Source organism: Xenorhabdus griffiniae, from assembly GCF_015163655.1.
Taxonomy (GTDB): Bacteria; Pseudomonadota; Gammaproteobacteria; order Enterobacterales; family Enterobacteriaceae; genus Xenorhabdus; species Xenorhabdus griffiniae.
In genome coordinates, this window is record NZ_JADEUF010000195.1 from 1 (window position 1) to 3395 (window position 3395).

Annotated in this window: 5 protein-coding genes; 4 read left to right on the forward strand and 1 reads right to left on the reverse strand. The window is 38.8% G+C overall.

Annotated elements, in window-relative coordinates; all coding sequences use genetic code 11:
* Together IQ211_RS18450 and IQ211_RS18455 are read left to right on the forward strand one after the other, a co-directional pair.
* Positions 1 to 190: Lar family restriction alleviation protein (locus IQ211_RS18450; RefSeq protein ID WP_223281882.1), on the forward strand; the 190-nt coding region annotated here is incomplete at its 5' end.
* A gap of 178 nt (positions 191 to 368) precedes the next feature.
* Complete coding sequence (locus IQ211_RS18455; protein WP_189761270.1) at positions 369 to 935, forward strand: sce7726 family protein; 567 nt, start codon at positions 369 to 371, stop codon at positions 933 to 935.
* On the opposite strand, the gene IQ211_RS18460 is transcribed toward IQ211_RS18455, so the two are convergent.
* Positions 932 to 1993, reverse strand: a complete 1062-nt coding sequence (locus IQ211_RS18460) for a beta family protein (protein WP_189761271.1) — start codon at positions 1991 to 1993, stop codon at positions 932 to 934. The genes IQ211_RS18455 and IQ211_RS18460 overlap by 4 nt on opposite strands.
* A 397-nt stretch (positions 1994 to 2390) precedes the next feature.
* Here IQ211_RS18460 and IQ211_RS18465 point away from each other — a divergent pair, with 397 nt between their 5' ends.
* Both IQ211_RS18465 and IQ211_RS18470 read left to right on the forward strand, forming a co-directional pair.
* The gene (locus tag IQ211_RS18465; protein ID WP_189761274.1) at positions 2391 to 2918 is read left to right on the forward strand and encodes a KilA-N domain-containing protein; all 528 of its coding nucleotides are present in this window, start codon (positions 2391 to 2393) and stop codon (positions 2916 to 2918) included.
* Positions 2915 to 3325, forward strand: coding sequence for a hypothetical protein (locus IQ211_RS18470; protein ID WP_189761272.1), 411 nt, complete (start codon positions 2915 to 2917; stop codon positions 3323 to 3325). Before IQ211_RS18465 ends, IQ211_RS18470 begins: the two co-directional genes overlap by 4 nt.
* Positions 3326 to 3395: the final 70 nt, after the last annotated feature.

Genomic DNA, 3395 nt, shown 5'->3' on the forward strand with positions numbered 1-3395 from the left:
CACAGTAATGACAGACAAACTCAAACCGTGCCCGTTTTGTAGTGGTTCAGATACGGCTGTTAATTCATATTCAAATGACACGTGGTTTTTTGTGCAATGTACTGACTGTGGTGCATGTGGGCCAGAGGAAGCGTCATCGGTCACTGCTGTATCTGCGTGGAATAACGCAACACCACCTCAGAGCAAATGATACTGAGGTGGTGGGAATGGGTTAAGGGGCAGTGCTTTAACTGAGTATTGGAATTTTTCTTAAAATTAGCTTTACGTCAGAGGACGAAGAAAAAAATAGTGCTATATATTCAGTAAGCGTTTAAAGTTTTTGTCCTAAAAAGCGAACACATTAACTCCTTGGAAAGAAAGACAAGAAAATGAAAGACATAGACGTGCGGCGTGCTGTTCATTCTAAGATATTGAAAGAGCATCATAAAGATCCAGATACACTGGTTATTGATGAGTTTTCTTTGAATCAGGGTCTATGCCGTGCTGATATTGCGGTTATTAATGGAATTATTCATGGTTATGAGTTAAAGAGCGAGAGAGACAATCTTTTGAGACTACCTAACCAGATAGAGCAGTATTCCTTAGTTATGGATAAAGTCACACTAGTTGTACATGATTCTCATTTATTGGCTGCTCAAAAAATTATCCCTGAATGGTGGGGGATAAAAATAGTCAATCAAGGTGGTAGGGGAGCGATTCATATACATAACTACAGGCGGGATAAACTAAATCCTGATGGTGATGTTTTTTCATTAGCAAAACTGCTTTGGAAAGATGAATGTCTTCGTATTATGGAAAAATGGAATATATTGAAAGGCAATAAAAGCAAACCACGTTTTGAACTATGGGATATAATTGCACAGCATACCTCACTTGAAAAATTGAAAGTTGAAGTGAGGCACACTTTGAAGCAAAGGACTACGTGGAAAAACTAAGGTATAGCAGGATATTTAGTGGAGTATTGAGAAAGCTGCTCAACTACCATAGTGAAATGATGTGTGTGTGCAACTTTTCTCCATATCTTTGAGCTACCAGCTTTTACAGTATTGTTAGCTCTATCGTGTATATATCTATCCCCCCAACTATAATTTGGGTCAAAATAATAGGGACTATTAACTAAGATTTGAGAGAGATTTTGTGTTTGCCCCCAACCATTTTTTCTGGCTGCCAAGCCCTTAACGATGATCCAATTGCTCCAATCAGAGTAACGAACTGAAACATGCGGGGACATCAATCGAGGGTCAATATTGCTTATTTCTGAGCTGGCAGTGGGGTAATCACTAAATCCTGGAGTTCTAGTCATGCCGGACGTTTCTACTATTTTTTGCCATAAACTCCACTCTTCTCTTGGGATGGTGTGTATCGTATGTTGCTGGATACCTGTTTGAAATTGTGGATAATGACAACTTGAAAATATTATTCTCCTCCAGTTCTTCAAGTTACAAACCGTTACATAGTGATAAATTGCATCCTCTATTAGTTTTGTGGTCAGATCTGGAATATCAGTAAAATCTATAATTAAATCGACATCTTTAGCGTCTAGTTTAATTTGTGTAAGTAAGTACAATATAAGCCCTGCATTTTTTGGTGTTACTTTTATTGCAGCACCATTACTATTATTTCTCAGTACAGAATATATATATTCTGTAGAGTAATCTGGTGATATGACAGGGATTAATTCTTTCCCGTGATTTTTTGCATGACTAATACAGATATCTAGTGGGTGATTTTGCATGTCACCATGCTCATCTAAATAACCAACATCAACAAATGCAGGACGTTCAGATTTCCATGAGTCAGCTAATATTTCTCCGAATGATGAAAGGTGATCTATCAAGTTTTTTTGATAGCATTCGTTTATGAAATCCCAAGGAATATCTAGAACAGAAATAATGGGAGTTAAACCAGAAATTACATCAAGTGATAACTCTTTAAGAGCTTCATATTCAGCCGCTTTCCATCGAATTTGGGGGTAATAATGGTGTATATTCATATATAGATATCCTTATAAAGTATAAAAAGAGAAAATATTACATACTTATTTTTCAATCTTCATACGAATAACTTTCTAAATGTGACTTACTGCATTCATTTTTTAATATAAGATACCTAAATAAAATTATTGCAATAAAAATAATAATACATGAATTAAACAATATTCCTCTGCCCATTCCCTGAGTGGCTACAGAAATAACCCATGCTGCCACCCGTTCCCATCGCGTACCCAACGCTCACGGGATGGTGGCATTTTTATTTTCACTGCGCATTCGCACGCGCAAATTTAATCCAAGAACCTACAGAAAGTGAGCCTGAGAAAACCGCTAATTACGTGGTTATCTTGGGGCGGCTTTTCTGTGCGAACAGGTTCACTTTCTATAGGAAACCACATGATGAAATACCCAACCGTTATTGTTAATGGCGTATCTGTTCGTGTAGATAACGAAGGACGTTACAACCTAAACGACTTGCATGCTGCTGCGGTAGCCAACGGAGAAGCAACAGAATCTCAAAAGCCTAGCAAGTTTATTCGAAGTGCTCAGGTTAAAAGATTCATAGAAGCATTAACCAAAGGACAAAAAAGTCCTCTGGAACAAAATCAACCACTTAAAGTTAACAATGGTGGTGATAATCCAGGAATATGGGGTGTTGAGCTGCTTGTGATTAGATATGCAGCTTGGCTCAAGCCAGAATTTGAAATCCGAGTTTATAACACTTTCCGTGATGCCGTGCTGCTTGGATTTGATGCAATGGTCCGCCTAAACAAATTGGATCTGGTTATTAATGCGGAAACAAAAGATATCAGTATCTGTGCTCGGAAAATGAATCAATGGGGAGTGGGTGGAAGAAAAGAACTATTGCTTACTGCTCGCGAGCGGATGATTGAACAGGTTCAGCCATTCTTGCCGGGAGTGGAATGATGGATATGCAAGTAGAACCTTATGAGTTTTTCGGCTGGCGAGTGGCTGAAGCCTATGTCTATCACTTAGTGGCGACTTGGCATCGCCCGATTTATCGTTATGAAACAGGTGATATTGAGGTTAGCCGTCACTTCTTATTTGGTCTTCTTGATGGATATCTGATGGATAGAAAAGATACTCAATGGCGAGCCAGATTCTACTCAATGCTACTTGAGCCATTTGATGAAAAACCGGCACCCAATACGGTCATCTGCGGTGGAAAAATACCTGTTTTGAGTAAGAGAGGTATCAGGTACATGAATGCGCTCGTTCATCAGTATGGCGACATGTTAACTGATATCGGTGTTCAAGATGAATACGGAACATTGATCCCACCAGAGAGCTATAGCGGAGTAAGTTTACAGTAATCAACTCAACATCCCAAAAAGTAGAAACCTCTACAAAGCATCCTCAAACGGGTGCTTGATAGAGTTTTGT

Coding starts and splice junctions, on each gene's coding strand:
- IQ211_RS18470 (WP_189761272.1), top strand. CDS start 2,915: ATGATGGATATGCAAGTAGAACCTTATGAGTTTTTCGGCTGGCGAGTG.
- IQ211_RS18465 (WP_189761274.1), top strand. CDS start 2,391: ATGAAATACCCAACCGTTATTGTTAATGGCGTATCTGTTCGTGTAGAT.
- IQ211_RS18460 (WP_189761271.1), bottom strand. CDS start 1,993: ATGAATATACACCATTATTACCCCCAAATTCGATGGAAAGCGGCTGAA.
- IQ211_RS18455 (WP_189761270.1), top strand. CDS start 369: ATGAAAGACATAGACGTGCGGCGTGCTGTTCATTCTAAGATATTGAAA.